Source organism: Verrucomicrobiota bacterium, assembly GCA_021294815.2.
Classification (GTDB): Bacteria; Verrucomicrobiota; Verrucomicrobiia; order Opitutales; family LL51; genus LL51.
The window spans coordinates 645,619-668,654 of sequence record CP095464.1; the positions used below are offsets into that span (position 1 = coordinate 645,619).

Here is a 23,036-nt window from a genome sequence, read left to right on the forward strand (position 1 = left end):
GTCTCGCGATTTTTACGGAAACGCAAGCCCATAATCAGATCTGCCGAACGTGTTCAAAGAGATAGTCGGCAGTGCGCTGGTAATCTTTTTCAAATAGGTGGTATGTTTCGTAGGGCATGGGTGGACCTATAGTAATGCTGGGCGTATGGCAAATGTCGGGCCAAACGGTATTTTTCTTCAAAATCTCAAAGGTTCCTGTAATGCGGACAGGGATAACCGGTGCCCGTGATTGGCAGGCTAAAAATCCCAACCCCGCCTGAGCTTTGCCCAATTGACCATCAAGCGATCGTGTACCTTCTGGAAAAATCACGAGTCCGAGCCCTCGTTTGAGAGCAGCGAGCGCTTGGCGAATAGCACGAATATCGCCCTGATGCTCCTTATCGACGGGGATTACATTGAGGCGCGAGAGAAGAAAATTTAAGAATCCAGCCTTAAAGAGGCTTTTTCGAGCCATAAACATCAACTCGCGCGAACGGAAAGCGCCCCCAATCAACGGTGGATCGAAATGGCTAAGGTGGTTTGGTGCAACAATGAAAGGGCCTGTTTTCGGAATGTTTTCCTCGCCGTAGAGTTTCCCGCGTAGCAGATTTTTAAAGACAAACCGGCTGGACAAAATCGTCGTTAGGTAACATGGATTCCACATGCGCCTCACTGTGTGGTTGATGAAGCGGACGTCAATCATGTCAAATTAACATAGCATTATTACGTGGGTGTTTTATAAGTAAGATATGCCAAATGATCGTAACCAAATGCCACAAAATGTACTCTTTCTTCGTGATCGACAGGAATTTCGGCGTTGGTTGACGGAGCATCATAACAGCGCTTTGGAGTGTTGGGTTTCCGTCAAGCGGGGTTTCCCTAAGGATGAAGCAAATCTTGGGTACCTAGATGCACTCGAAGAGGCGCTTTGTTTTGGCTGGATCGATAGTGTGGTTAAAAAATTTTCCGAGTTTGGAGTGTTGCAGCGGATGTTGCCACGGAGACCCCGTAGCCAATGGTCCGAGCTCAATAAGGAACGTTGTCGCCGGCTTGAAAAGCTCGGCAGGATGAGGCCTGCGGGACGTGCTGCTTTACCGGATCTGTCCAACTGCTTCGTGATCGACGAGGATGTGTTGGATGCCTTAAAACAAGACCCGATAATTTGGCGCAATTTTCAAAACTTTCCGCCGCTGTATCAGCGTGTTCGCATCGATGTCATTCAGCGTGTCAAAAAGCAAAAACCACTCTTTGAAGCCCGCCTTGCTCGTTTTTTAGAAAAAACACGCCAAAATATTCTCTATGGCGAATGGAACGACCGCGGCAGATTGCTAGAATATTGAATAAAGGGACAGCAGTCTCCGGAAACGCACTCCAAAAAGGCCTTGGAATGATTGGTGGAGTTGATCGGATTCGAACCGACGACCTCGTCGTTGCGAACGACGCGCTCTACCAGCTAAGCTACAACCCCGAAGTAGCGCGAACATCGCAAACCGCGTACTTTTGTCAAGACGTGAATCGAGAAGGGGTGTTGTCAAAAAAGGTTGCCCCCAATGAATCTTTCCTCATCCTCAAGGCCTTCTAGTCTACGAATGGTCAATATCCGCTCTAAAAGTAACCGCTCGCGTACACCCCGAGGGCCCAAAATTTCGGTCCGATGCAACGAGGCGATTCGTGCGCCCGAGGTCCGCCTTATCGACGCCGATGGGACAATGCTTGGGATCTTTCCCGTCGAAGGTGCGCGGATGCAAGCCCGCCAAGCCGGACTTGACCTTATCGAGATTAGCGCTAACGCGACGCCGCCAGTATGCCGTATTGCTGACTTTGGAAAGTTCCAGTACGAGATCACAAAAAAGAAAAAAGTCACAAAGCCGTCGACCAATAAGGTAAAGGAAGTTAAGTTTCGCTTCTGTACGGAGACGCACGATTATGAAACCAAAGTCCGCCATATCATTGTATTTTTGGGCGAAGGCAATAAGGTAAAGATATCGGTATTTTTCCGAGGACGAGAGATGAACCAGACGCAACTCGGGTTTGAGCTTGTTAGTAAATTGACGGCCGATTTGGCGCCATACGCGACGCTCGATGCTGAGGCGAAACTTGTTGGACGTAATATTACAGCGACTTACTCTCCATTGAAAAATTTAAAGCAAAAGCAACAGGCGAAAAGTCCTCCACCTGCGGAATAGCCAGACGATGAAGCTTCCTTTTGTTAATTTTTTCGGAGTTTTTCTGCTTGTGTTGCTACTGGGTGGGGTTGCGTGTACATATCAGGTGGTCAAGGTCGTTAAGCCGATGATTGCGCCGAAGGAAGTGGTGTGGAAAGTTGGCGGTATCGACTACATATCGGCGACACAGCTGACAAAGCGTCTCGGTGCCAAAGTGGCAGCGTCGAAGGGCCAGGCCAAAAGTGTTACGGTAACGAAGGGGGGTGCTACGGTCCAAATGACGGCGGAGAAGGATCACCTTACGTATCAATCGACGCATATTTTCCTACAATATCCGCTCAAATATCAAGGATCGGAGGTCTTAGTCAGTGAAGACGATGTACAAAATGTCCTCACGCCACTGCTGGCGCCAAGCCTTATTCCTAAAAAAATTGCGATTCCTCAAACGATTGTTATCGATCCCGGACACGGCGGTAAAGATCCCGGTGCGACCAATAACCGTTTGCAACTCCAAGAGAAAAATTTAGTGCTGGCGATTGCTCTGCAACTGAAAACAGAGCTTATTCGGCGACAGTACATCGTGAAAATGACTCGCGAGAAGGATGAATTCAAGGAACTCGAAGATCGGCCGCGAGTAACGGGTGATGTGTTTATTAGCTTGCATCTGAATTCTTCGGGGACTCCGAACCAATCGCTTGGAACTGAGGTCCATGTTTTAACACGGAATCAAGGGAGCCCTGGAAATACATTTAACCGTTGGAATACGATTTTAGGGTATCTTGTTGTTTCTCGGTTAGTCGGTGTTGCGCAGTTCCGTAACCGTGGGCTCAAAATGAGCAATTTAGCGGTTTTGCGAAATTCAACGAGCCCAGCGATCTTAATCGAACTCGGCTTCATTAATCACGATATAGAGGCGAAAAAACTTGCCGATCAGGCTTTCCAGAAAAAGCTCGTTGGCGGGATTGCAAATGCGCTCGATGAACTTAAGAAAGTTGTTATCGGATGCCGATGAAACACCTACGTTGCTCGAATCTCTCCAGTATGTAGCCGATAGCGAACGTGGATTGGCGATGGATATGGTGGCCCGGGCGGGTTCTGGCCATCTTGGCCTGGCTCTCGGATGTGCGGAAATTGGGGCCGCGCTGTTTGGTTACTTGTTGCAGCTGGATCCCTCGCAGCCACGTTGGGTTAACCGCGATCGCTTTGTATTATCGGCAGGCCACGGGAGTGCTTGGCTTTACAGCTGGCTCTATTTGTTGGGTTTTAAGATTCCCTCGCTGGAAACCTTCCGACAGGAAGGTGGTCTACCGGGGCATCCAGAATTCGGGGTCATACCAGGCGTGGAGTGCACTACGGGACCGCTTGGACAAGGAGTTGGTAACGCTGTTGGTCTAGCAGTTGCGGAAAAAATGCAACAGGCGAGGGTCCCTGGGATCGAGAGAATATTGGATTATCACGTTGTATGTCTGTGTGGTGATGGTTGTCTGCAGGAAGGAGTTTCCCATGAGGCCTGTGCGTTTGCTGGCCATACGCAGCTCGATAACTTTATTTTGATCTATGATGCCAATGCGGTAACCCTCGACGGATCGCTCGGTCGTTCCCAATCCGAAGACACCGCAAGGCGCTTCGAAGCGTACGGATTTTTCGTCCAAACAGTCGATGGTCATGATCTAAACCAGTTCATTCAGGCGTATGAATGCGCTAAAGCCGCAACAAAGCCCAGCCTTATTATTGCGAAAACAGTTATCGGAAAAGGCCTTCCCGAGATCGAGGGGACATCTAAGGCCCATGGCGAAGCAGGGGTAAAGTACCGCGATGAATTCAAGAAAGCTTTGGGGTTGCCGCCACAGGAATTTTGTGTGGATGAACGGACGCGATTGTTTTTTGCACGGCGGCAACAGCAGTTACAAAAACAAGCGCAACAATGGCAGGAAAATTACCAGAAGAGGGTCCAAAGTCATCCTCAAACGCGCCTAACAGAAGCGATTTTTCAAAAAAAGGAAAAAGTCCAGTATTCGATCGATGCGACGGAATTCGATTCGCAGCACTCGATGGCGACGCGCACAGCGGGTGGTGTTATTTTAAATCAATGTGCGCAACAAGAGAAATGTCTCATTACGGGAAGTGCCGATGTTGTGAGTTCGGCCAAAAATCAGATCACGAAAGGAGGAGTTTTTTCGAAAGAAAATTATGCTGGCCGCAATATCGCTTTTGGTGTCCGCGAGCATGCCATGGGTGCCATTATGAATGGGATTGCGTATGACGGTGTTTTTCGTGTGAACGGTTCGAGTTTTTTGGCCTTTGCGGATTATCTGCGGCCGGCGATCCGTGTCGCGGCGATGGCCAAGCTTCCAGTGACTTATATTTTTACGCACGATTCCGTGGCGGTCGGTCAAGATGGTCCGACACACCAACCCGTAGAAATTTTATCGTCCTTGCGAGCAATCCCGAATCTCGATGTTGTTCGTCCCGGTGATGCCGGCGAGTGCATCGGTGCCTATGAGTATGCATTGAACAGGATGGACGGTCCCGTAGCGCTGATTTTGTCGCGTCAGGAGCTGCCGATTTTACCAGACATTGAGGCACGTGCGCGAAGCGTCGTCCGCGGAGCCTACATTATCAAGCCGGAAACGGAAGCATTACAACTCATCATTATTGCAACAGGTAGTGAATTGTCATTGGCGTTAGAGGCGGCGGAAAGTTTTCCCTCAGTTCGCGTTGTTTCGATGCCGAGTATGGAAATTTTCGAACGACAGCCATCGTCTTATAAAGAGCAAGTTCTTCCTAATTCTTGTCGTAACCGCCTCATTGTTGAAGCGGGCGTTACCATGCCGTGGTACCGATATGTCAGGGATGGCACAATCCTATCGGTTGAATCGTTTGGTTTTAGCGCTCCCGGGAAAGAAGTACTCGAGGCCTTTGGGTTTTCCAGAGAAAACGTTACTCAAAGAATCCGTCAGCGACTCGGTCAAGCGTGATGACGTTTTCGATGTGACGTGTCTGAGGAAAGAGATCAAATGGCTGTACGCGCTGGACCTGATAGTGATGCGCAAGGAGTATTTTGAGATCACGTGCCTGGGTGTCCGGTGCGCAGGAAACGTAGACAATTCGTTGGGGAGCATATTCGAGAAGCTGCTCGAGAAAAATCGTATCACAACCCTTTCGGGGCGGATCAATAATGACAGCGGTCGTTTGAGAAGTAAAGGGTGTGTTATGAAAAATTTGTTCTGCGGAGTTTGCGATAAAGTGGACATTATCGGCGTGGTTGAGTGCGGCATTTTCTTCGGCAAGTGCGATGGCACGAGCGTTAATTTCGACCCCAAGTACATTTTGAAAAAGCACATGGCCACAAATTCCAAAAACACCGACCCCGCAATAAGCATCGATCAGCGAATCAATTCCCTTCCCAGCCGCCTCATGCGTGATGTAGTTTACGAATTGCGGCAAAATATAAGGGTTGTTTTGGAAAAATTCGCCAGCATAGACGCGAAATGATTTATCGCCGATCATTTGGGTGACAACGGTTTGCGGATCTATCATAACACCCTCGGGCGTATCCCGTAATAAAAGGGTGCCACCGCGTTTATGAGTCCGAGCCCGTATTTCGGAACGGAGCGTTAAGAGCCGTTGATTAATGTGTTCTGTCGCAATTGGGCATTGAGGTACATCAACTAATGCCAACCGGCTGCCAACTTTTAAAAAACCAATTTTCGATACCGATTTGTCGTAATGCGGCGTTAGCTTTGAGCGATAATGATAAGTGTGCGGTGTACAGCAGATAGGTTCTACCGGGCATTCGATGCCTGCCAGTCGTTGGAGGAGCTCCGTAATATGCTGACGCTTGAGTTGGCGCTGTGTTTCATCCTTGAGATGCTGATACTGGCAACCGCCACAAAGACCAAAAAGCGGACATCGTGGTTCGACTCGGTCAGGTGATGGCTCGAGTACCTCTAAAAGATCCGCCTCAGAGTAGTTACAGTGGTTGCGAAAAATACGACAACGCACACGTTCTCCAATTGCGACATTCGGGACCATAATAACCCAACCTTCGTGGCGCCCAACACCGAGCCCGAGATTCGTGATATTGTCGATCGTAATTTCGAGTTCCGTGTGGTAAGCAAAAGGCGTATTGTTTGGAGTTTTCATGCTCAGCATGGCGGCCATTGCATCGGCTTCCCGGCAATAAGGTGAATATGGAGGTGGGGTACCGATTCAAGCGCATCTTTGCCATTGTTGATCACAATTCGGAAGCCATTTTTAATGCCCTCGCGCTTTGCAAAGTTTTTCGCACATAATAACAAATGTCCTAAAATCGTAGCGTCTTCCGTAGATGCTTCTTCAACGCGTGGAATCAATTTTTTAGGAATAACCAATACGTGAACGGGAGCGACCGGGTGAATATCTTTAATGATAATACATTGTTCATCTTCAAAGAGAATCTCCGCTGGGAGCTCGCGATCGATGATTTTCTGAAAAATCGTCTTTGAAACCATCGCTAGGGACGTACTGGAAATGAGGTACAGAGCAACTCTTTTTATCATGACGACGCGGAAGAAGTTTTTTGCTTTTCTTTTTCGCGAGAGTGCTAGTGTCCTCGAAGTAATGAAGGCTTTTGGGCAAGCGGTATTGTGTTTTGCGGGTTTTATGGTGGGCGCCTGGGTATCCGCTGAGGAGAGCGATGTTGTTTATTTCAATAATATCGAGGCGGAGGTCGAGGGAACGGTAGTTACTTTCCAAGAAGTGGAAATGGAAGCGGCGATGCTTGAGCCGCAGTTCCGAGGCGATGAAGCACGTAAGAAGGCTTTGAATTCACATATGGAACGCGAAGTTATCGTCCGAGAATTCGAGCGCAACAAGGGGCGGCTCCCGGATAATTACGTCCAAAAAAAGTACGACGAAATTTTAAAGACGAAGTTTGGTGATGACCGTACGAGACTAGCTTCCGCACTGTATGCTCGGGGAATGACAAAGCGCGATTATGAAGAGGAGATCCGTAAAGATGCGATCGAGGGATATATGTTTAGCCATAATGTTATGCTTCCAAGTATGGTAAGCCCCCGCGAGATTCAGGATTACTATGATGCCCATGTTAGCGAAATGGTCGACGGGGAGCGCGCAACCTTTGATCAAGTCGTCGTTACCGATGAGAACCGTCTTTCATTAGAAGCCGTCGTTGCTAATGTCGCTCAAGGGAAGGCATCAGATCCGAAAGCTCTCTACGAAGAGACATGTGCGAAGTTACGCGAAACTCCGGAGGTGGTGCTCAATACGATGGAATCAGTGTCGCTATCCGATATTCAGCCTGAAATCGCGGAGTGTGTCAAGTCGATGGACCTCAATACCTTTCAGCGCGTCGAGGTCGGTGAGCACGCTCTATGGATTGGCCTCCGGTCACGCGAACCATCACGGTCACTGCCAATTGATGAAGTCAGTGATGACATTAAAAATATTTTAATCGGGCAACAATCAGAGAAGCTTAAGAAGCACTGGATCGAGGGTTTAATGGCGAAGGCTTATCACGTCGTGCGATAGAATGTGGACTTTTGTTCTTAGGCGCGTTCTATTTTCGATCCCTATTTTTATCGCGGTTACGTTTCTGACGTTTTCGCTCATTCACGCGATTCCCGGGGGACCTTTCGATAGTGAGCGCGAGATGGCACCAGTAATCCGTCAGCGACTCGAGGAAAAATACGGCCTGGATCGTCCACTCTGGGAGCAGTATGGGAAGTACATGCAGCAGCTGGCACACGGTGATTTCGGGCCCTCGTACAAGTACACCGATTGGAGTGTCGCGGAGCTCATGCAATCGAAGGTTAAGGTCAGCTTCGAGCTCGGAGCGTACGGTATGCTCTTTGCGTTGTTTTTCGGTATCTTAGGAGGAATCCTGGGGGTACATTTCGAAGGGCGTTGGCCGGATCAATGGATCCGATTTTTGACGACGTTTGGCCTCTGTTTACCGGCGTTCATCATTGGTCCTTTGCTGATTTATTTGTTTGGTATTAAACTTCGGTGGTTTGATGTTGCCGGTTGGGAGACATGGCCACAAAAGATTCTCCCGATGATCACCGTTGGCCTCTCTTACGCCGCTTATATCGCGCAATTAGCGCGCCATGGGCTTGGTGAAGCAATGCATCAGTCGTACATTTTAGCAGCCCGGGCGCGAGGAATTCCCGAATCACGGATCCTTTGGGTCCATGCGTTGCGCAATGGCTTATTGCCTGTTGTAGCCTATCTCGGTTCGGCATTTTCAGGAATTATTAGCGGTGCCATCATTACGGAAACGGTTTTCCAAATCCCGGGTCTCGGCCGTCTCTTTATTCAGGCGATCACGAATCGTGATGGGATGCTGATTCTGGGGATCGTTAATTTTTGCGCACTGGCGGTTATTGTGTGCAATACCGTTAGTGATTGTCTGCAGGCCTGGCTTAATCCAAAAATTCGCCTCAAGTAAGACCGTTTTCGCTTGTCGATAGGCGCGAAATTGCTATGTCGCTGGAATGCGTTTATTGCGTCAAATTTCCGGACGGGCATTGTTGTCGATCGCGATGCTGCTGTGGGCGATTTTAAGTTTAATCCCTTGGAATGATCAGCCGTTTGATGACTTTATTGCACATCGTGCGACGGCGAACGTCGATGAATTTCAGGGCCTCTTGTCTCGTGCCCGGCTTCGCATTCTTGAAAGCCAGGATTTAGAGCACCCAAAGTCTCTTTTTGTCGCCATCAAGGAGCTTGCGAAGGAAGATGAACTCGACCTTTCAGAGGCTTTCTTTCCAGATATCCACCTGCAAGATATTAAGAACATTGGTAAGAAAAATAAAATCCTGATGGATGTGCTCCTACGTGAGTCCAAGGGGCGATTACGTCAGGGACTTGACCTCAAAGGTGGTATTTCATTTACATTAAAGGTTGCTTCGGTGCCAAATTTAAGTGCTCATGACCGGGAAGGGCGGCTAGAGCAGGCGATGCAAATTATGCGTCAGCGCTTGGATGGCATGGGAGTCGTAGAGCCGCTGATCCGTGCTCGTGGTGAAGACGAAGTCGAAATCCAATTGCCTGGGATTTCGGCACAGGATAATCCGGAAATTATCGATGCCGTCAAACGTCCTGCAAAGCTCGAGTTCCGCCTCGTTGCCGACCAGCGTCCACAAAACCTCGATTTACGTTCCGTGCCCTTGGGGTATGAGCTGCTCTTCTTGGAAGAGGAGAGGTCCGAAGACGGTACGGTCGAAAAGATCCCAATGTATGTCAAAAAGATCCCGGAGATGACCGGAAAATCAGTCGAACGGGCATTCGCGACGATGAATCAGTACGGCGGGTTTGAAATTAGCCTGGAAATGAAAGGCGAGGGAGCGAAACGCTTTGGTGAAGTAACGGCTAATAACGTGGGCAAATCGCTGGGCATCGTCCTTGACGGGAAACTCTACTCGGCACCGCGGATTAATTGCGCCATTCGGGAGGGCCGTGCCAGCATCTCCGGTCACTTCTCGCAGCGTGATGCTATCGAGCTCGCGAACGTCCTCAATAACCCGCTGGAGTTCGAACTCGAACTAACTGAGGTCCAGGAAATTGGCCCATCACTTGCCGAAGACGCCAAGGTGAGCTCTATTCATGCAACGATTTTGGGGATCGCTCTCGTCGTTTTGTTTATGGTCGCTTACTATCGGACATCGGGTGTCGTAGCGGTCTTTTCCGTGTTGTCTAACGTGCTCATCGTTCTCGGAATGATGGCGACCATTGGGGCGACGATGACCTTACCTGGAGTGGCGGCATTGGTGCTTACCGTCGGAATGGGCGTCGATTCCAATATTTTGATCTTTGAGCGCATGCGAGAAGAGCTCGCACTGGGGAAAAAGATGGGTGCTGCATTGATTGGTGGCTATAATAAAGCGTTTTCGACGATCTTTGACGCCAATATTACGACGTTTCTCTCAGCGTTGATTTTGATTTGGATGGGAACAGGTCCCGTTCGGGGATTTGGAGTCATTCTTGCAATTGGGATCTTTGCGACGATGTTTTGTGCCCTTGTTCTCAGTCGCGCGCTGATGGTAATCCTCATTAACCTAGGTTATGAAAACCTCCTCCAGAAACGTGAGGGTAAGACACGTACATTTGATTTCCTAAAAATTCGAAATGTAGCCTTTGGGATTTCAGCGAGTGTGCTGTTGCTCGGTCTTGTAGCCTTTTTCGTTCGGGGTAATGGGATCTATGGCATTGACTTCACGGGAGGTGATGAATTGACGCTCCATTACGCCGAGCGCCTCAATACGAACGAAATCGAGCGTATCGCTAAGGAAAACCATCTGGGCGAAGTCAGTACCATTTATCAAAAAAGTCTAACCGATGGGGGTGAGGTATTGAGAATACAGACTAAAGAAAATGCCGCTCAACCACTTTTACGGCAATTGCAAACAGCACATCCCGAGGCACAATTAAAAGTCATTAAGGAAGTTAAAATTGGCTCCTCAATGAGCAATAGAATTAAATGGAATGCGTTGGGCGCTGTGACGATTTCGCTTCTGATGATTCTCGCGTATATCGCCCTTCGTTTCGAGTTGGGCTTTGGTATCGGGGCCCTCGTCTCGACGATCCATGACGTCTTCATTACGCTTGGTATCTATATTTTGTTGGGACGGCAGTTTTCCGCACCTATGGTCGCCGCGATCTTGATGATCATTGGGTATTCGATTAACGATACGATTGTCGTTTTTGACCGTATTCGAGAGGAATTGCACTACCAACCAACGCTTTCATTGGCTGAAATTGTCAACTACGCGATTAATTGCACACTTTCTCGGACGATTTTGACGAGTGTGACGACGCTCCTGGCCGCAGTGTCGCTCTACTGTTTTGGTGCCGGTGTCATTAACGACCTCGCGTTGATCTTTATTATTGGTATCGTCGTCGGTACCTTTTCATCAGTCTTTATCGCGTCGCCGATTTTCTACCTCTGGCATAGGGGCGATCGCCGGACAGTCGAGATCAAGTAGAAATGGACTTGCACTGAGGTGGTTTTCTCCAGACTGCGGAGTGGAGGTCGGTTGAGCGAGCGTCGCGAAGTTGAGTGGAAATTTTTAGATGCAGATCCTGTTGTCGTTGAGCGTCTGTCGCAAAAGCTTGGTATTTCTAAGACTTTGGCATCGATTCTCGTCCAGCGTGGGGTAGCGACGGTTCCCGAGGCCGAACGCTTTATCGCACCGAAAATTTCCGATCTCGGCGATCCATTTCTATTGCCCAATATGCGCGAGGCAGTTGCGCTTTTAGATCGTTATGTTGCCCAAAAAGCGCCGATTTCAATCATTGGCGATTACGACGTCGATGGGATCACTAGTACCGCTTTGCTGGTGAGTGTATTGGCGCATTTCGGTATCCATCCGCAGTATTTTATTCCTCGGCGGTTCTCCGAAGGCTACGGAATGTCGCAAGAAATTGTCAACCGTATGCTCAAAAAAAGCTGTCCTAAACTCGTAATCGCGCTCGATTGCGGGACCAATTCGGTTAAGGAAATTAATTTTTTACAGCGTCGCCGGATCGATGTTTTGGTGATCGATCACCATATGTTAACGGCTGAAAATGTCCCTGAGCACGCGACCATTCTGAATCCCCACACTGTCGAAAGTTCTGAGACGTTACGAGCGATGTGCACTGTGGGGCTCGTATTTAAATTTGTCCATGCGTTCTTAAAACAGCGACGTATTCAGGGCGATGAACGCGCATTTTCGATCCGCTTGCGCAATTATTTCGATATCATTGCACTTGGGACAATTGCTGATATGATGCCGGTCCGTGGCGAGAACCGCGTGCTGGTAAAGTACGGTCTGCAGTCTTTTGCCAAGGAACGACGCCCGGGACTGGATGCGCTGTGTTCGGTGTCGAATATTCCCTCGGGGATGTCGATTACTCAGCAGGATGTTTCGTTTAAGTTGGCACCGCGAATCAATGTTAGTGGGCGGCTTTCGGATGCGGCATTGCCCGTAGAACTGTTGCTATCGGGCCGTATTTCAGATGCGATGCTGATCGCGAAAAAGGTCGACAAACTCAACCGAGAGCGCCAAAAAATCGAGCACGAAATCACACTGGAGGCGGAAAAAGTTGTTAGCGAATCTTACAGAGAAGATCCGGGTATTGTCCTTTATAGCCCCCATTGGCATTCAGGAGTTGTCGGTATCGTTGCAGGAAAGTTATCGCGAGAGTACGAGCGCCCCGTGATCGTTTTGGCATTGGAACGCGGTTTGGCGAAGGGATCGGGACGAAGCCCGGGACCAGATCTCGTTGACATCCTCAGTGAATGCCGCGAATATGTTACTGCTTGGGGCGGACATAAGATGGCCGTTGGAATTTCGTTGGAACCCGATCAGGTTGAAATTTTCCGACAAAAGTTCAATGAAGCCATCGCAAAACGAAAAACCGAAGGAACTCGCGGTGAGACAATTGAAGTCGCCGGGACGCTCCAGAAAAATGAGATCGATGACGCCTTAGCTTACGAATTAGAGACCTTTTTACAGCCCTATGGTCAGCAAAACGAGGAGCCGATTTTTTGTGTCGAGCGGGTCCGTTTTTTGAATTGTACCGAGTTTTTTGGGGCGGAGAAAAAACATTTCCGTTTTTGGATCGAGAGTTCACCACATGTTTGGCTATCGGGGATCGCATGGGATATGGCTTCACGCTTCCCAGAAAAAAATCGTGATATCGATATCTTGGTCAAAATCGCATACGATACTTGGAATAATGAAAAATTTCTCCTTATGCGGCTCGTCGATTGGCGCTATTCGGAAAAATCGTAAAAAGACTTGCAAAATTTTTAAGATAGCGCGAAGCTTGGGGTATGAGGGATCGGAGCGAGTGCGCGGGGCATCGAGAGCGGTTGCGACAGCGATTTTTGCGCTCCGGCTTTGCAGGATTTGCCGAGCATGAAATCATAGAATTACTACTGACCTTCTGTCTCCCACGTAAGGATGTTAAGCCTCTGGCAAAAGCACTTTTAAAGCAATTCGGTTCGATCCACACACTGGTCGATGCTGATACGATGGCGCTTCAAAAAGTACCAGGAATGGGGCGAGTGGCTCCAGTCGCAATGCGCTTTATAAAACAGTTTGCTGAGCGTTACTTTTGGGAAAAATCGACGACTGGGACTGAAAATATTTTAGATCATTATGAAGCTTTGGAAAAATTTTGGACTTTACGCCTTGGCGGGCAAAAACGTGAAATACTGGAGGTCGCATTTCTCGATACGCATCTGCGACTTTTAAAAGAAGGCGTTATGCAAATTTCTGAGGGCGTAGTCGATCGTACCGCGGTATCATTGCGTAAGATCGTCGAAGGCGCACTTGTACATAACGCTCATGCCATCGTCATGGCCCATAACCATCCCTCCGGAAGCGCACTGCCCTCGGATGCCGATTGCTTAGTGACACAGAAAGTCGAAAAACTCGTGACTACCCTTGGTATTCGATTTATTGATCACCTCATTATTGCGGCAAACGAGATCTATTCGTTCCGTAAATCGGGATTGATTATAAAAGGATAGTCCTATTCCAGTTTCATAAGGAGGTTGTCGACGGTCGATTTGACGCGACGTAACATTCCTGCAGGTTTGGATCTGAGAAGCTCGGTAATGCGTGCGGTGAAGTCCTCTTGTGAGTAATTGGCCGTTTCCAAAAGATAGAGTAAAATACCATCGCGATGGATTTGGTAAGATCGGCGTTTTTCATGACCACGTGCAGCCCGGCCGTTGAGGACATGTCCGAAAATTTTTTGATTATCGAACGCATCTCGAATATACTGATCTGTTTTCCCAACAATACTCGCCATCTCCTTCGGCGAAAACCACGTTTTATTCGGCAGCATGAATTCAAAAAATTCAGCCCCTTGGTTCGCTGTTCTCATGTGTATCCCTAATAAAAAAGAACGATTTTAGGCTCTGAAGTTTGAGATCAATTTGCCGGAGTTCCTCGGAACATTTCCGTAATTGTACACTCGTCGTCTCATCGGGCATGAAACTTGCTAAGACGTCGTAGAGCTCAACACGTTTTTCAACTGGCTCTGTTTCTAATTTCTTGAGAACATATTTAATGAGCTGTTCCGCTGAATTTTCCATAGATGATCCCGTTCAAAACACTTTTTTGTTGCAAAATTTTACAGCCGCGCAACGCTCGCGCCAGGCAGTGGTGGGTTTCTCAACCCGTAACGTAGAATTTACACTTTTGTCTTTAAAGTCAAAATAATTCTACTTAAAATGGAAGAATTTCGTCAGTCGAGCTCTGAACGGAACAGAGGAGGGGATAGTGGATTTGGGTTGCGGTTTCGTCTGCTACTCGGTTACCACGATTTGACGTTGAAAGATGTCAGCGAGGTTACAGGTGCCGCGATTTCGACGGTTAGTACGTGGCGCAATGGTCGAATTCCTTCATCACGTGATGTTATTGAGCGTATCGCGCAGCTATTCCATGTTACTCCGGCATACCTATTATACGGTGGAACCGCAACGGAAAGCGATGTGGACCCATCCTTCTGGGAAATTTCAAGTGGGATGCCGCAAAAACGGGATCATGACCAGTTATTGCGTCGGCGAATCGAGTTGTATTTCGGTGACTACCTCAATGAAGCGGAAAAATATGAGGGAGGTCTGGAGCATACCTGGTTGCAGCTTGTTCGGGAGTTTCCTGCGCATTGGTTTCAAAACGCCGGTGAGATCGTTGTACGTAAGTCTTCTAAAGACAAAACAACTATCCGAATTTCCATGGACCCAAATGAGGAATTATCCTCGAGTGAATAGTGCAATGGGTTCGTTTTCGGACCGATATTCGTTCAAAATATTCAAGAATTGTTGGGCACTTTGAGAAGGTGTTCGCTCTTTAGGGTAGGAAACGTACAGCGAGAAGGGTAACGTGCACTCTGTGAGTGAGATTTTTTGAAAACGAGATCCATCCGAAGACGAGATATCGGGAAATACCGTACTTCGCGGTAAAAATGCAATGCCGTTGTGCGATAGAACGGCCTGTTTGACGAGTTCAATTTGCCCGAGTTCAACCGTATAATGAGGTGATAAAGCATAGTTCTCCAGTGCTTTTTCAAAAACATTGCGGAGCGAATGTTGTGAATGAAACCCGACGAGTGGAAAAGTTTTGATTTTTTGTAGTGCTAGCGTTTCCGGTTGGGGGAAGGTCTTTCGGGATCCAATAGGAATAAACTCTTCCTTTAGAAATGGGCTTGAGGTAAAATCGCGCGACGATAGGGGTTTTTCAAAGAGAAAGAGGTCTGAGCGGAGCCCCTGTCTCGCCTGCATGCTGTCGGCGTAGTGAATATCGATATTAAATTTCTGAAAGCGTTGAAAGTATTCGTGGATAAATTGCGGCAAGATATAGACACCGATCCAATCACTCGTGGCAATCATGAGTTCGTCGGGGTCGTTTTTTGAGGGATTTTCGATGTCGGAAAGCATCGTCGCATAGTGAGAGAGAATCTGTTGCGCGTATTTGTAAAAAATTAACCCCTCACGTGTCAGCTTAAGTGATTTCTGTGTTTTTTCGATGAGATTGACCTTTAATGTGCTTTCAATAGCTCTGATGCGCTGACTGATGGCGGACTGCGAAACCTGATTTTTGCGTGCTGCTTCCGAAAAACTCGCGCTATCGACGAGGTCTAAAAAAACTTTCATCATGCCGATATTCATCGCGTCGTCGGTGCTTATTCTATAAAAAAAAATCCATTAGTGAAGCTAATATTTACTTTTATTTAACAATTGAGTCTCTAAAAATAAAAGCTGGTACGGTACCGGTTTTTATCTACAGTCGCCATCGTGGATACGCTCAAGAAAATTTTGTTATTTCCGTTTGTTGTTTTACGTATGCTTTGGCGCGGATTGGTGCTCATTTGGCAGTGGAGTTTTTATGTGAGCCTTGTACTTTTTCTACTTTTCCTGCTCGCCTGGGCTTCACTAAATTTTTGGCTCCCGTGGGTTTCCAGCCATTATATGAAGCGAAAGACGGGTTTCAGGCTCGTAATCCAAGATTCCAATTGCTCGATTTACCATGGGTTACTCGATTTTCGTGACCTTACGATCAAAAATCCAGAGAATGATACTTTTAAACAAGAAGATCTTGTGCGATTCCATCAAGTGCGAGCGAGTATTGATTGGATATCACTCTATCGCTCTTATTTCCCTGGAGGAAATTCCGAGGAAATTGTCATTCCGGAAGTCGATATCGATGTCGAAAAATTGATTTGTGAGCCTGGTAAGCACGGAGAATACAATTTTAAACTTTTAGGCGATCAGTTTGCAGCGCAGAACGGCGATTCGAAAAAATTGCGGCCGAAAGATAAATCGGCACCACATAAATCCGAGAATGGATCTAAGCTGCGTTTTGTGATTGCGAAAGTTCGCTTTCACTTGGGTTCATGCGAACTCTATAAACGCGATGGTACGAGTAAAGTTGTTGCGGTCGACCGTACCTGGCACTTTGAAAATATTCGTTCGTGGAGTGACGTGGCGCGATCGATTGTTGCCGATGTCCAGGCGATGGGACTTTCCGTAGCTGTCGGTGGCCTTCTCGACCTAGTTTCCGATTTGCCGATTTTGAAAACCGCTAAGCGTTCGCTCAAGGCTGTGCATCGTACCAGTAAGAATTTAGCAAAAAAGGCCGTTGATTCGGCGCAAAAACTGCCTTCGGTGAAAGAAGTTTGGGATAACTCATTGGAAGCGCTGAAGGTCTCTAAACCAGATCCCGACGTTGTTCCCGTGCAGTAATGATCGACTACTTTTGAATCGCTCCTAAGGCGGTGATCTCAAATTTGCTACCGGTAGGACCCCAGCGGTCCGCGAAGAATTCGACGTGTTCTCCGATACCGGTGGGATAAAGCGTCATATAAGGACGCGCGTGACTGTGTGATGCCGAATAGGATTGGCCTTCCGAGGTCATTGTTGTAAACGCCGGTGCAAAAAATTGATGATCGCTGCTAATAGTCGCTTCGGTGTTCTGATTATTTTGCTGAGGATTTTGGATTCGGCAGTAAACGATAGCTCCGTGATCTAAAACGATCCGATCGGTTTCATCTGTGATGAGTGCCAGTGGGGTGCGTGTTGTAACATTGGTTGTGATGCTCGATAACGTTTGTTCGGTAATGGGTTGCCGAAGTGACGCGATTTCATTGATAAATTTGGCGACGTTTTTGCATTCCTCGGGATCCGAGGCATTGGCCAAGCTATTTCCAGAATTTGTGCCTAAAAAAAGCTCCGAAATGTTGAGCGTAGCGGCATTATCGTAAACATGAATACGCATCGGTCGGCCGTAATGAACCGCGAGTTTACGGGCTTCGTAAAGGATTTCGCGCATCGCATCCTCCGGTTTTTTGACCCTCAATTCCTCGGCGCTTGGAAATTTCCCCACCGTTGTCACTGCCGCTAAAATCGCGACGATCGCAATTGCCAATAGGAGTTCGACGAGTGTTAATCCGCTCGATTTTTTGTTCTTTAGATCCATACCGACTTCGCTTCGATTGTAATAAGACCGGCTACATTCGCAAGGCAGATCAGTGTTTTTGTGCCCACCGATAGACATCGACGTAACGTTCTGCAGACGTCTTCCATGAAAAATCCTGTTCCATCGCCTTTTGTCGCATCGCTAAAATGACCTCCGGTTGGTCGTAATAAAGCGCATTCGCTTTGCCAATGGCGTGAAAGAGGGCGGATTCCGAGAGGTCGTCAAAAAGGAAACCCGTACCGGGGTGTTTTCCGTAAGTGGTAATTGTATCGGCGAGACCTCCCGTGGCATGTGCAATCGGCAGCGTTCCGTAGCGCATCGAGTACATCTGATTGAGCCCACAGGGTTCGAATCGGCTGGGCATCAAGAAAAAATCGCTCCCGGCCTCGATGAGATGGGCCAGCGACTCGTTGTAGCCTATATAAATAAAAGCCTGATCCTGATGGTGCCGCGCAATGTGGATGAATTGCGATTCCAACTCGTGATCGCCACTGCCTAATAATACAAACTGTAGGCGCATTTGTCTCAAGACGCTCTCAAGGATGCGGACCAAATAGTCTAACCCCTTTTGCTCGTAGAGACGTGCAATGACCGAAAAAATCGGAATCGCCGGATCTTCTGGAAGACGGCAGTAGTGCTGTAATTCGGCTTTGCATTGCGTTTTACCAGAAAAATCATTCCGGGAAAAGTGATGTGTAATCAAGGGGTCGTGTTCGGGAGACCAAAGCGTTTCATCAATTCCATTTCGGATTCCAATAAGGTCACCTGCACGAAACTTTAACACCGGATCGAGACCAAAACCAAAATGCGGCGTCTGGATCTCCTTCGCGTAATTTTCGCTGACGGTTGTGAGTTTGGTGGAAAAATACAGTCCCGCTTTCATCATATTGACTTGACCAAAAGCCTCGACGCCATCGGGCCGAAAAACATGGTCTGGAATGCCTAAAAACGATAAGACCGAGCGGGGCGCATAGCCGTGATGCTGAAGATTGTGAATCGTGAAGACGGAGCCACTGCGTTCGAGAGGGTGTTCACGCTCAACAGTATCAAGCAGCACCGAGAGGAGTCCCGCGGTCCAATCGTGCCCATGAAAAATATCTGGGATCCAGTTGAGGTAGTAGCAGAGATCGATCGCCGCGCGCGCAAGAAACGCAAAGCGCTCATGATTATCGTCAAAATCTCCATACCGGTCCGCGTAAATGCCGTTGCGGTTGAAATAGCGGTCGAACTCCAAAAAATAAACGGATAAATTGTCTTTTTTGAGTTCCCAAATTTTGGCGAATTCGATCCCGTAGCCCATATTGACAATCATCGGCTGGGGATGTTCAATCACCGACGATGGCAGCGAAAATGTGGAATATTTGGGCAAAACCACCTTAACCTCATGTCCCAGTTGTGCGACATAACGCGAAAGCGATGCAACACAATCGCCCAAACCTCCAACCTTTGCAAACGGTGTATACTCCGGCGTTAGCATGCAAATTTTGAGTGGTTGTATGGAATCTGCCGATTTTGAAGCCCTCGCTTTCATCTCTAAAGTGAAAAACATTATGGTAAAAAGTATCTCAAATGCAAGAGAGCCCCGAGTTACATATGTTCTGAAAAATTCTTGACAGTAGTTTAAATATATCAACCAAGATGCGGCCATGAATCTAAAAAGGTATTCTAAGAATAAGTTGAGCACTTTGTTTTGTTCTACGGCGGTTTTGCTGAGTGGTTTTGTTCAAACTTTTGGAGCAACAGAAGTCATGATCAATCCTCCTAACTCTTCCGAGTGTCAAGATAAACGGTATGCTCCAGTAAAACGGTACATCATTGATACGGGAAATCGGGAGGACTTAGGATTGCAGTCTGCGTGCGGTTTTTATTCGCTAGAAGCAGCATTGCAAATAGCCTTAAACCCAAAAGAAAAATTTCTAACAATTCAAAGGGGACCGATTATTGATTGGTATCAACAGTACGCAAAAATTCTCGAGGAATATTTCCCTATTATAAGGAGTGTTGTTTCTCCCTCGTTTAAGATAGATGGGAAATTTTTTACTGATTTTTATAATCTGTCGAATTTTGACACGCTGGAAAGGGTTGCCCAGTTTGCAACGGGAAATTTGAATGCAAGCTGGAGGGAAAGTTTAAAGGGGCGCCCTGATAACACTTCAGAAGATGAAGATTATGAGGAAAAATTCTGCAAACTTGCTAAACTCTATTATGGTAATCGGAGCCCCTCAGAGGATTATTTGGAGTTTAGACAGATTTTATTTGCGCAATGGATAATGCTAGTAATTGGTGAATGTCCGTGGCTAGATATCGAAGAAAAGGATTCGGAAAACTTGGAGTTAATGAGTTCAAAATGGAACGATCACTGCGGGGGAAAGCGTTGTGATATGCAAGTACAAGAACGTATGTACCGCGAAGGAGTTCAACTGGTGAAAAATTGTGATTTTGGTATTTGCTCCTGGAGTTATTTTTTCACGGGAATGGTGCAGGTAGCATCATGTGGGAATGAGATGCTTTGCGATAAGTTTACGATTAATATATTTTCTTTGGAGCCTAATGAGCGTGAAGTACGTTTTGTGAGGAGTTTCTTTGATTCTTTAGACAGAGAAGGGAATAAAAAGCTTAGCATTAACATAGCGTTCAGTTCTGAACATGCAGAGTGCTTAACTCCAGATGACCGGTTGCGCTGGGTAACTTACAATGATGTATACACGAATTCTCAATATGAAGAATTGACTCAGGATATGAATCGATGGGAGAACCTTCGTCTATCATTACTTGAAGCAGAGCGGTGGCAAGATACAATTCAAGCGAAGAAGTTTGATTTGCGTCTCAATGAATTCTTAACTCAAATGCGGGCAAAACAGCCTATAGTGAATTCTGTAGTTGTTGCCCCAAATCCTGTACTGATAGTGACAGCAAAAGACGTAAACATTCAAAAGGATTTTCCGAGATATCTCACAGTAGATGATATTCCTCAAAGATGGAGGAAGAACAAGTCATCCCACATACCGGGTACGCTTAGTAATGAGGAAAAGGGGTTTCATGACAAACTTGTATGCATAAAAATATACGAAGACTATTTTTCACTATTATCCAGGATGATGGATGCGGCAAAACTAAGAGAACGAGTCAAGTAGTCTGGGAATTGAGCTTCCAAAGTTACTGACAGGTGGACATTTATCATAACACAAGTGAGGACAGTGTTTTACTGGGCCTGTTTTGGATATCCGATGATCCAGTAGTTGAACAGGTAGTGGCTGTTGCTCTATTGAGGTGGAGATTTTAGACTGAAAGTTTCGGTTTATGGAATTTGATTGAGTTGCATCAGTAGAGTTCCGCCTTGGGAAAGGTGGGATTTTGATGATGTTGCCATTTTTAAGATTAGCGACGATATTTTTGGATTTTTGTAGTTTGCGTGATACAAAAAACAATCTTGACAATGGAAAAGATATAGGTGACAACGGGGCATGGTTTTGGAAAATTTTTCTAAATGTAGTGTAGATAGATGGTTGTGCGTTGCTGCGGTTTTATCGAGTAGCTGGTGTTGTTCCTTCGGCTCATTGGACGAAAATATTTCGATGGAGGTTTCTTTATCCAGTCTCCTAAAACAGCAGTCATATGACCAATCAATTAAGCAACCGATCAAGCGGTACATAGTTGAGGCCGGAAATGGAGTGGGAGGAAATAGTACAAAGAAAGGCGATATGGCAATTGGTGAAGAAGCATGTGCTATTTATGCACTTTTAACTGCAATACACATGGCATTGAATCCAGATGAGCTTTATGGTTTGGCAGTTGATGATCGAGAGGTTGCCGATGTTTATCGGCAATATGCGGATATACGGGAGAAGTATCTTCCTGTTATGGAATGCATTGTTTCTCCGTCATTTGAGATAAACGGAGATTTTTTGCGAGAGAGAGAGAAGGTTTATAGCGAAATATGTGGCACACCCCGGCATGCTAGTATAGAGGATTTTGCGAAAATAGCGGATGGAAATTTAAATGAAAAATTTCAAGAAGATATAAAGGAGAAAGGTCTTGTGGAGAGGTTGCGAGAGCTTGCAATGCTCTATTATGATAAGGAATGTCCAGAAGGAACGCCCTTAGAAAACTTACCGGGGTTTGAATCGGATTTCCGTGAGCTTAGGTGGGAGTTGTTTGAAGATTTTATAGGTACAGCGGTGTTAATAGGAAGAAACTTCTTAGATTTGACAGATTTGGATGCAATAGATGATGATGAACAAAGATTGAGTTCAATTGTAAGTAAATGGGATGATTACTATCGGGAGGAAACTTGTGATGTTCAGAAACAAGGCGAGCTGTTTCGAGAAGAGATCAAAAAATTAAGGCGGTGTGAATCATGTGTGCATACTGCAGGTTACTTTTTGATTGGGATGTTGAAAATAAGACCCTGCGGAGATTGCATGCTTTATGAAAAGTTTACGCTTAATCACTTTACTGCGGATGAAGAGGGAAGTCGAAAAATACATTTTGACAAGAGTTTTTTCGGTTCGCTTGGCAATAATCAGGGTTCTAAAAAGGAGGTTAATGTGGTAACTTTTGCCGTGTTGGACAAGGAGGGAGAAGTTGCCTCTTGGCACGATGAGGCATTGACGCCTGATGATCGATCACGTTGGGTGACTTATAGTTTTAAACTTGCAAAATCTCAAAGTGCAGAATTGGCTCAGGATATGCGACGATGGAAAGTGCTAAGAAAAAAGTTTTCACGCAAGTCAAAAACATGGGGTGAGTACGTAGCGTTTAAAAAACTTAGGGTTGAAACTAGCAAAAAATATCCCGTAGTAAGGGCTGTTATCCCAATTCCAGTTCCTGTACTGATTGTGAATAAGGAAAATGAAGATGTTGTAAGTGATGACCGAAAAGATTTTACAGAGGCTGATCTTCCAAGGTGTTTTATTGATAGGAGGCGCTATTCTCGAACAACGTGTCATGAAGATGGGGACGAGTCTAGAGAATGGCTTATTCGCCTAGCTATATCAGAAGAATATTTTGCACTATTATTCAAGAAGATGTGGCCCCAAAGGAGGTTGACTTGCCGGTCAAAATTGGCCCGAGGTCATTTGCATGCCAATAGCAATCGAAAATAAAATGAGTGTTTGGCAATGATGCGGGAAGACTTCACCAACATCGTCTTTACTGTTCGATAGCTCAGTGGTAGAGCGTCATTGGCAACGGGGGTTGATGTTGGATTTTAGGTAAAAAGTTGTAGTCTGATTCATGAGGGCTTTTATATAGGCATCATAATTGCGGGCGCTCTATGCTATGATTGCGCTGACGTGAAAGCGACGCAACACAATCACCCAAACCTCCGACCTTCGCAAACGGCGCATACTCCGGCGTTAGCATGCAAATTTTTAATGGTATCTTCGCTTTCGGGGCATCTTTTTCCGTCCTCATC

21 protein-coding genes and 1 tRNA gene are annotated in these 23,036 nt (G+C 46.8%); 13 read left to right on the top strand and 9 right to left on the bottom strand.

Annotated features, from left to right (window positions below; translation table 11 throughout):
• Positions 1–34 precede the first annotated feature (34 nt).
• Entirely contained in the window at positions 35–643 is a 609-nt protein-coding gene (locus LW808_003050; GenBank protein UPA28257.1) for a 1-acyl-sn-glycerol-3-phosphate acyltransferase, read from the bottom strand.
• An 85-nt stretch (positions 644–728) separates the two neighbouring features.
• On the opposite strand from LW808_003050, the gene LW808_003055 reads away from it, so the two are divergent.
• Positions 729–1,319 (top strand): YdeI/OmpD-associated family protein, encoded by a 591-nt coding sequence (locus tag LW808_003055; GenBank protein ID UPA28258.1) that lies wholly within the window; start codon positions 729–731, stop codon positions 1,317–1,319.
• 52 nt (positions 1,320–1,371) lie between these two features.
• Here LW808_003055 and LW808_003060 read toward each other — a convergent pair.
• Positions 1,372–1,447, bottom strand: a tRNA-Ala gene (locus tag LW808_003060).
• An 82-nt stretch (positions 1,448–1,529) separates the two neighbouring features.
• Here LW808_003060 and infC point away from each other — a divergent pair.
• The 3 genes from infC to LW808_003075 are packed head-to-tail and all read left to right on the top strand — an operon-like array spanning position 1,530 to position 5,122.
• Positions 1,530–2,165 carry a translation initiation factor IF-3 gene (gene infC / locus LW808_003065; protein ID UPA28259.1) on the top strand — a complete coding sequence of 212 codons (636 nt, stop codon included), beginning with the start codon at positions 1,530–1,532 and terminating at the stop codon, positions 2,163–2,165.
• Positions 2,166–2,172: 7 nt separating this feature from the next.
• On the top strand, positions 2,173–3,156 hold the full coding sequence (locus tag LW808_003070; protein UPA28260.1) for an N-acetylmuramoyl-L-alanine amidase: 984 nt from the start codon (positions 2,173–2,175) through the stop codon (positions 3,154–3,156).
• On the top strand, positions 3,122–5,122 hold the full coding sequence (locus LW808_003075; protein UPA28261.1) for a transketolase: 2,001 nt from the start codon (positions 3,122–3,124) through the stop codon (positions 5,120–5,122). Before LW808_003070 ends, LW808_003075 begins: the two co-directional genes overlap by 35 nt.
• On the opposite strand, the gene LW808_003080 is transcribed toward LW808_003075, so the two are convergent.
• Positions 5,085–6,290, bottom strand: a complete 1,206-nt coding sequence (locus tag LW808_003080) for a class I SAM-dependent RNA methyltransferase (protein UPA28262.1) — start codon at positions 6,288–6,290, stop codon at positions 5,085–5,087. The two genes, LW808_003075 and LW808_003080, sit on opposite strands and share 38 nt — an antisense overlap.
• A gap of 2 nt (positions 6,291–6,292) precedes the next feature.
• Positions 6,293–6,685, bottom strand: a complete 393-nt coding sequence (locus tag LW808_003085) for a histidine triad nucleotide-binding protein (protein ID UPA28263.1) — start codon at positions 6,683–6,685, stop codon at positions 6,293–6,295.
• On the opposite strand from LW808_003085, the gene LW808_003090 reads away from it, so the two are divergent.
• The 5 genes from LW808_003090 to radC are packed head-to-tail and all read left to right on the top strand — an operon-like array spanning position 6,684 to position 13,668.
• Positions 6,684–7,676, top strand: a complete 993-nt coding sequence (locus LW808_003090; protein ID UPA28264.1) for a peptidylprolyl isomerase — start codon at positions 6,684–6,686, stop codon at positions 7,674–7,676. The genes LW808_003085 and LW808_003090 overlap by 2 nt on opposite strands.
• Position 7,677: 1 nt before the next feature.
• Positions 7,678–8,595 (top strand): ABC transporter permease, encoded by a 918-nt coding sequence (locus tag LW808_003095; GenBank protein UPA28265.1) that lies wholly within the window; start codon positions 7,678–7,680, stop codon positions 8,593–8,595.
• Between the two features lie 46 nt (positions 8,596–8,641).
• Complete coding sequence (gene secD, locus LW808_003100; protein UPA28266.1) at positions 8,642–11,131, top strand: protein translocase subunit SecD; 2,490 nt, start codon at positions 8,642–8,644, stop codon at positions 11,129–11,131.
• 51 nt (positions 11,132–11,182) lie between these two features.
• The gene (recJ, locus tag LW808_003105) at positions 11,183–12,925 is read left to right on the top strand and encodes a single-stranded-DNA-specific exonuclease RecJ (GenBank protein UPA28267.1); all 1,743 of its coding nucleotides are present in this window, start codon (positions 11,183–11,185) and stop codon (positions 12,923–12,925) included.
• 41 nt (positions 12,926–12,966) lie between these two features.
• Positions 12,967–13,668 carry a DNA repair protein RadC gene (radC, locus tag LW808_003110; GenBank protein UPA28268.1) on the top strand — a complete coding sequence of 234 codons (702 nt, stop codon included), beginning with the start codon at positions 12,967–12,969 and terminating at the stop codon, positions 13,666–13,668.
• A gap of 2 nt (positions 13,669–13,670) precedes the next feature.
• Here the strand turns inward: radC and LW808_003115 are convergent, their stop codons facing one another.
• Together LW808_003115 and LW808_003120 are read right to left on the bottom strand one after the other, a co-directional pair.
• Positions 13,671–13,988, bottom strand: a complete 318-nt coding sequence (locus LW808_003115; GenBank protein UPA28269.1) for a hypothetical protein — start codon at positions 13,986–13,988, stop codon at positions 13,671–13,673.
• A gap of 13 nt (positions 13,989–14,001) precedes the next feature.
• Positions 14,002–14,238 carry a hypothetical protein gene (locus tag LW808_003120; protein ID UPA28270.1) on the bottom strand — a complete coding sequence of 79 codons (237 nt, stop codon included), beginning with the start codon at positions 14,236–14,238 and terminating at the stop codon, positions 14,002–14,004.
• A 138-nt stretch (positions 14,239–14,376) separates the two neighbouring features.
• Here LW808_003120 and LW808_003125 point away from each other — a divergent pair, with 138 nt between their 5' ends.
• Positions 14,377–14,916, top strand: coding sequence for a helix-turn-helix domain-containing protein (locus LW808_003125; GenBank protein ID UPA28271.1), 540 nt, complete (start codon positions 14,377–14,379; stop codon positions 14,914–14,916).
• Here LW808_003125 and LW808_003130 read toward each other — a convergent pair.
• On the bottom strand, positions 14,899–15,801 hold the full coding sequence (locus tag LW808_003130; protein UPA28272.1) for a LysR family transcriptional regulator: 903 nt from the start codon (positions 15,799–15,801) through the stop codon (positions 14,899–14,901). The two genes, LW808_003125 and LW808_003130, sit on opposite strands and share 18 nt — an antisense overlap.
• Positions 15,802–16,113: 312 nt before the next feature.
• Between LW808_003130 and LW808_003135 the strand changes: the two genes are divergently transcribed.
• Complete coding sequence (locus LW808_003135) at positions 16,114–16,887, top strand: hypothetical protein (protein UPA28273.1); 774 nt, start codon at positions 16,114–16,116, stop codon at positions 16,885–16,887.
• A gap of 7 nt (positions 16,888–16,894) precedes the next feature.
• Here the strand turns inward: LW808_003135 and LW808_003140 are convergent, their stop codons facing one another.
• On the bottom strand, positions 16,895–17,620 hold the full coding sequence (locus LW808_003140) for a prepilin-type N-terminal cleavage/methylation domain-containing protein (GenBank protein UPA28274.1): 726 nt from the start codon (positions 17,618–17,620) through the stop codon (positions 16,895–16,897).
• 49 nt (positions 17,621–17,669) lie between these two features.
• Positions 17,670–19,151, bottom strand: a complete 1,482-nt coding sequence (gene glgA, locus LW808_003145; GenBank protein UPA28275.1) for a glycogen synthase GlgA — start codon at positions 19,149–19,151, stop codon at positions 17,670–17,672.
• A gap of 115 nt (positions 19,152–19,266) precedes the next feature.
• On the opposite strand from glgA, the gene LW808_003150 reads away from it, so the two are divergent.
• Complete coding sequence (locus LW808_003150) at positions 19,267–20,754, top strand: hypothetical protein (GenBank protein UPA28276.1); 1,488 nt, start codon at positions 19,267–19,269, stop codon at positions 20,752–20,754.
• Between the two features lie 330 nt (positions 20,755–21,084).
• Positions 21,085–22,725, top strand: coding sequence for a hypothetical protein (locus LW808_003155; protein ID UPA28277.1), 1,641 nt, complete (start codon positions 21,085–21,087; stop codon positions 22,723–22,725).
• The last annotated feature ends 311 nt before the right edge of the window (positions 22,726–23,036 follow it).

Bases quoted from the DNA above. Each gene is read 5' to 3' on its own strand.
- LW808_003095 (UPA28265.1), top strand. From the start codon at position 7,678: ATGTGGACTTTTGTTCTTAGGCGCGTTCTATTTTCGATCCCTATTTTT.
- LW808_003070 (UPA28260.1), top strand. From the start codon at position 2,173: ATGAAGCTTCCTTTTGTTAATTTTTTCGGAGTTTTTCTGCTTGTGTTG.
- LW808_003075 (UPA28261.1), top strand. From the start codon at position 3,122: ATGAACTTAAGAAAGTTGTTATCGGATGCCGATGAAACACCTACGTTG.
- LW808_003120 (UPA28270.1), bottom strand. From the start codon at position 14,238: ATGGAAAATTCAGCGGAACAGCTCATTAAATATGTTCTCAAGAAATTA.
- LW808_003055 (UPA28258.1), top strand. From the start codon at position 729: ATGCCAAATGATCGTAACCAAATGCCACAAAATGTACTCTTTCTTCGT.
- LW808_003155 (UPA28277.1), top strand. From the start codon at position 21,085: ATGGTTTTGGAAAATTTTTCTAAATGTAGTGTAGATAGATGGTTGTGC.
- secD (UPA28266.1), top strand. From the start codon at position 8,642: ATGCGTTTATTGCGTCAAATTTCCGGACGGGCATTGTTGTCGATCGCG.
- radC (UPA28268.1), top strand. From the start codon at position 12,967: ATGAGGGATCGGAGCGAGTGCGCGGGGCATCGAGAGCGGTTGCGACAG.
- LW808_003080 (UPA28262.1), bottom strand. From the start codon at position 6,290: ATGAAAACTCCAAACAATACGCCTTTTGCTTACCACACGGAACTCGAA.
- LW808_003050 (UPA28257.1), bottom strand. From the start codon at position 643: ATGTGGAATCCATGTTACCTAACGACGATTTTGTCCAGCCGGTTTGTC.
- LW808_003090 (UPA28264.1), top strand. From the start codon at position 6,684: ATGACGACGCGGAAGAAGTTTTTTGCTTTTCTTTTTCGCGAGAGTGCT.
- infC (UPA28259.1), top strand. From the start codon at position 1,530: ATGAATCTTTCCTCATCCTCAAGGCCTTCTAGTCTACGAATGGTCAAT.
- LW808_003125 (UPA28271.1), top strand. From the start codon at position 14,377: ATGGAAGAATTTCGTCAGTCGAGCTCTGAACGGAACAGAGGAGGGGAT.
- LW808_003115 (UPA28269.1), bottom strand. From the start codon at position 13,988: ATGCTGCCGAATAAAACGTGGTTTTCGCCGAAGGAGATGGCGAGTATT.
- glgA (UPA28275.1), bottom strand. From the start codon at position 19,151: ATGAAAGCGAGGGCTTCAAAATCGGCAGATTCCATACAACCACTCAAA.
- LW808_003130 (UPA28272.1), bottom strand. From the start codon at position 15,801: ATGATGAAAGTTTTTTTAGACCTCGTCGATAGCGCGAGTTTTTCGGAA.
- LW808_003085 (UPA28263.1), bottom strand. From the start codon at position 6,685: ATGATAAAAAGAGTTGCTCTGTACCTCATTTCCAGTACGTCCCTAGCG.
- LW808_003140 (UPA28274.1), bottom strand. From the start codon at position 17,620: ATGGATCTAAAGAACAAAAAATCGAGCGGATTAACACTCGTCGAACTC.
- LW808_003135 (UPA28273.1), top strand. From the start codon at position 16,114: ATGAAGCGAAAGACGGGTTTCAGGCTCGTAATCCAAGATTCCAATTGC.
- LW808_003150 (UPA28276.1), top strand. From the start codon at position 19,267: ATGAATCTAAAAAGGTATTCTAAGAATAAGTTGAGCACTTTGTTTTGT.